Annotated in this window: 3 protein-coding genes and 1 rRNA gene; all 4 read right to left on the reverse strand. The window is 66.8% G+C overall.

What is annotated here, in order from left to right; translation table 11 throughout:
• Window positions 1–77, reverse strand: a 16S ribosomal RNA gene (locus tag ITI46_RS33465); the annotation flags it as partial.
• Between the two features lie 427 nt (window positions 78–504).
• Window positions 505–2,190 (reverse strand): ribonuclease J, encoded by a 1,686-nt coding sequence (locus ITI46_RS33470; RefSeq protein ID WP_209243710.1) that lies wholly within the window; start codon window positions 2,188–2,190, stop codon window positions 505–507.
• A 174-nt stretch (window positions 2,191–2,364) separates the two neighbouring features.
• A complete protein-coding gene (gene dapA, locus ITI46_RS33475) occupies window positions 2,365–3,264 on the reverse strand; it encodes a 4-hydroxy-tetrahydrodipicolinate synthase (RefSeq protein ID WP_209243711.1) in 900 nt (299 codons plus the stop codon).
• 260 nt (window positions 3,265–3,524) lie between these two features.
• A partial coding sequence (thyX, locus tag ITI46_RS33480; protein ID WP_209243712.1) for an FAD-dependent thymidylate synthase occupies window positions 3,525–4,238 on the reverse strand: 714 nt, incomplete at its 5' end.

Consider the following 4,238-nt stretch of genomic DNA (forward strand, 5'->3'; position numbering starts at 1 on the left):
CGGCTTCATCGTTCGACTTGCATGTGTTAAGCACGCCGCCAGCGTTCGTCCTGAGCCAGGATCAAACTCTCCGTGAATGCTTCAAACAGCTTCACAAGAAGAGCGGAACCAGGAAGAGGAATAGTCCCCCCGGTTCACAGCATCCTCGCTGTTGTATTTCAAAGGAACCTCGTCTCAGAGAGACGGGGTATCAACATATCTGGCGTTGACTTTTGGCACGCTGTTGAGTTCTCAAGGAACGGACGCTTCCTTCAAAACCGTCTCACCGGTCTCTCCGGACGTTTGCCCTTTCGGTGTTTCCAACCTTACCAGAATCTGTTTCCGGCTCGTTTCCGAGCTGATTTCAGAATCCTGGTCATCGGCAGCCCCCGAGACCGTAGTTGGCCCGGGTTCCCGATGCGGTGGAGATGTAAACGTACTGGAGCGGGGCGCCTGGAGGCAAATCGAGGCGCCCCGCTCCCCCATGGGCCCCGAACTCGCGTACGCAGCGGGACCGATGGGGAGTCAGACCTCGACGACCACGGGGAGGATCATCGGGCGCCGGCGGTAGGTGTCCGACACCCACTTGCCGACCGTGCGGCGCACCAGTTGCTGGAGCTGGTGGGTCTCCGCGACGCCGTCCTGGGCGGACTTGGCGAGTGCCTCGTCGAGCTTCGGGATGACCGCGGCGAAGTCGGACTCGTCGATACCGGAGCCGCGCGACTGGACATGGGGGCCGCCCACGGTCTTGCCGGTAGTGCTGTCGACCACGACGAAGATGGAGATGATGCCCTCGTCGCCGAGGATGCGGCGGTCCTTGAGGGAGGATTCGGTGACGTCACCGACGGAGAGACCGTCGACGTAGACGTAGCCGGCCTGGACCTTGCCGGTGATCTTGGCCTTGCCGTCGATCAGGTCGACCACGACGCCGTCCTCGGCGATCACGATGCGGTCCTGGGGGACGCCGGTCGCGGCGCCCAGTTCCGCGTTGGCGCGCAGGTGGCGCCATTCGCCGTGCACCGGCATCAGATTTCTGGGCTGGCAGATGTTGTAGAAGTACAGCAGCTCGCCCGCGGAGGCATGTCCGGAGACATGGACCTTGGCGTTGCCCTTGTGCACGACGTTGGCGCCCCAGCGGGTCAGGCCGTTGATCACGCGGTAGACGGCGTTCTCGTTGCCCGGGATGAGGGACGAGGCAAGGATCACCGTGTCGCCCTGGACGATGCGGATCTGATGATCGCGGTTGGCCATGCGGGAGAGCGCGGCCATGGGTTCGCCCTGGGAGCCGGTGCAGACCAGCACGACCTCGTCGTCCGGCAGATCGTCCAGCGTCTTGACGTCGACGACGAGGCCGGCCGGGACCTGGAGGTAGCCGAGGTCGCGAGCGATGCCCATGTTCCGGACCATGGAGCGGCCGACGAAGGCGACCCGGCGGCCGTGTTCGTGGGCAGCGTCCAGGATCTGCTGGATGCGGTGCACATGGCTGGCGAAGCTGGCCACGATGATCCGCTTCTGGGCGCTGGAGAACACCTGGCGCAGCACCGAGGAGATCTCGCGTTCGGGCGGTACGAAGCCGGGGACCTCGGCGTTGGTCGAGTCGCTGAGCAGCAGATCGATGCCCTCTTCACCGAGGCGGGCGAAGGCCCGCAGGTCGGTGAGGCGGCCGTCCATCGGCAGCTGGTCCATCTTGAAGTCGCCGGTGTGGACGACCATGCCCGCGGGGGTGCGGACCGCGACGGCGAGAGCGTCGGGGATGGAGTGGTTGACCGCGAGGAATTCGCAGTCGAAGGGGCCGATGCGCTCGCGGTGCCCTTCTTCCACCTCCAGGGTGTAGGGCCGGATGCGGTGCTCCTGGAGCTTGGCCTCGATCAGCGCGAGGGTCAGCTTGGAGCCGATCAGTGGGATGTCGGCCTTCTCCCGCAGCAGGTAGGGGATGCCGCCGATGTGGTCCTCGTGGCCGTGGGTGAGGACGATGCCGTCGATGTCGTCGAGACGGTCCCTCAGACAGGTGAAGTCGGGGAGGATGAGGTCGATGCCGGGCTGCTCCTCCTCGGGGAAGAGGACGCCGCAGTCGACGATCAGCAGCCTGCCGCCGTATTCGAAGACGGTCATATTGCGGCCGATCTCGCCGAGGCCACCCAGAGGGGTGACACGTAGGCCACCCTCGGGGAGCTTTGGCGGTGGGCCAAGCTCGGGATGCGGATGACTCAAAAGACTCTCCTTACCACGCGCGCCACGCACCCGCCTGGGCACGTGGCGCGCGATATTCATGATGCGCACGCGGACGCACGCGTCGTACGTGCGTGTCGTGCTTGTTCCGAAGGGTCATGCACTGTCGTGCACTGCTGCCGTTGTCCGGCGGTATGCAGTTGTGAAGTCCGGGACTTACAGATGTACCCCGCCATGGGCGAGATCGTGCTTGAGCTGCTCCAGCTCCTCGGGCGAGAGCTCGACCAGCGGCAGGCGCAGCGGCCCTGCCGGGAGTCCCAGGCGGGCGAGCGCGGCCTTGGTGGTGATCACGCCCTGGGTGCGGAACATGCCGGTGAAGACGGGGAGCAGCTTCTGGTGGATCTCGGTCGCCTTGGCAACGTCGCCGCTCAGGTGCGCCTCCAGCAGGGCGCGCAGCTCGGGCGTGACGACGTGGCCGACGACGGAGACGAAGCCGATGGCGCCGACGGACAGCAGCGGGAGGTTGAGCATGTCGTCGCCGCTGTACCAGGCGAGACCGCTGGTGGCGATGGCCCAGCTCGCGCGGCCGAGGTCGCCCTTGGCGTCCTTGTTGGCGACGATGCGTGGGTGCTCGGCGAGCCGGACGATGGTCTCGGTGTTGATCGGCACGCCGCTGCGGCCCGGGATGTCATAGAGCATCACCGGAAGGTCCGTGGCGTCGGCGATGGCGGTGAAGTGCCGGTAGAGCCCTTCCTGCGGGGGCTTGCTGTAGTAGGGCGTCACTGCGAGGAGGCCGTGCGCGCCTGCCTTCTCCGCACCGCGGGCCAGTTCCAGGCTGTGCGCCGTGTCGTTGGTGCCAGCCCCTGCGACGACATGGGCTCGATCTCCCACGGCCTCCACGACCGCCTTGACGAGCTGGGCTTTCTCCGCATCGGTGGTGGTCGGCGACTCGCCGGTGGTGCCGTTGACGACGAGGCCGTCGTTGCCGGCATCCACCAGGTGAGCGGCGAGCTGCTGCGCGCCGTCGAGGTCGAGAGCGCCGTCAGCGGTGAACGGCGTGACCATCGCGGTCAGGACCCGCCCGAAGGGCGTCTGCGGTGTGGAGGTCGGAGCCATGGGGTCCACGCTACTCGCAGCGCACCCCGCGACGCTCCCTCGGGGCTGCCGATGCCGCGCCGAGTCCGGCATCGGATGTGTGATGAAGAGGGGCCCCGGCACTGCCTGCTCGGGGGTTCAGGCAGTGCCGGGACCGCACAATCACCCTAAATGAACTTCTTCAAACGCCGCAATACGGACACCTCCCGCACCCCGCCGACCGGCGGGTAGCGGGCGCGGTACGAGTGAACTCCGCACCGGCCCTACTGCACCCCGTACGGTCAGGGCGCGACGCGGCCGTTGGCGTTGAACGCGGCGTGGGTCAGCGGCATCAGCTTGGCCCACTGCTCCTCCATCAGCTCTCCCACCATCTCGATCTCGCGCTGCGGGAAGCTGGGCACCTTGGCCTGCTCGTGCTGGGTGCGCAGGCCGAGGAAGTGCATCAGGGAGCGGGCGTTGCAGGTGGCGTACATCGAGGAGTAGAGCCCCACCGGCAGCACCGCGCGGGCGACCTCGCGGGCGACGCCGGCCGCCAGCATCTCCTCGTACGTCTCATACGCCTTCCGGTAGACGTCCGCCATGGAGCGGCTCGTCAGCTCGTGCTGCTCCTCGGTGCCTGGCACGAACTCGTACTTGCCCGGGCGGCCCTGCTGGACGAGCTTGCGGGAGGCGTCCGGGACGTAGAAGACGGGCTGCAGCTGACGGTAGCGGCCCGACTCCTCGTTGTAGGACCAGCCGACGCGGTGGCGGTGGAACTCCCGGAAGACGAAGAGGGGTGCGCTGATGAAGAACGTCATCGAGTTGTGCTCGAAGGGGCTGCCGTGACGGTCCCGCATCAGGAAGTTGATCAGGCCCTTGGAGCGCTCCGGGTCCTTGTTCAGCTCGTCCAGGGACTGCTCGCCCGCGGTGGAGACCCGGGCCGCCCAGAGCACATCGGTGTCGGACGCGCTGTGCTTGACCAGCTCGACCGTCATGTCGCTGCGGAAACTGGGGGC

Source organism: Streptomyces oryzae, from assembly GCF_017676365.1.
Taxonomy (GTDB): domain Bacteria; phylum Actinomycetota; class Actinomycetes; order Streptomycetales; family Streptomycetaceae; genus Streptomyces; species Streptomyces oryzae.

Excerpts from the sequence above, each read along its gene's own strand:
- dapA (WP_209243711.1), bottom strand. The coding sequence starts at position 3,264 with ATGGCTCCGACCTCCACACCGCAGACGCCCTTCGGGCGGGTCCTGACC.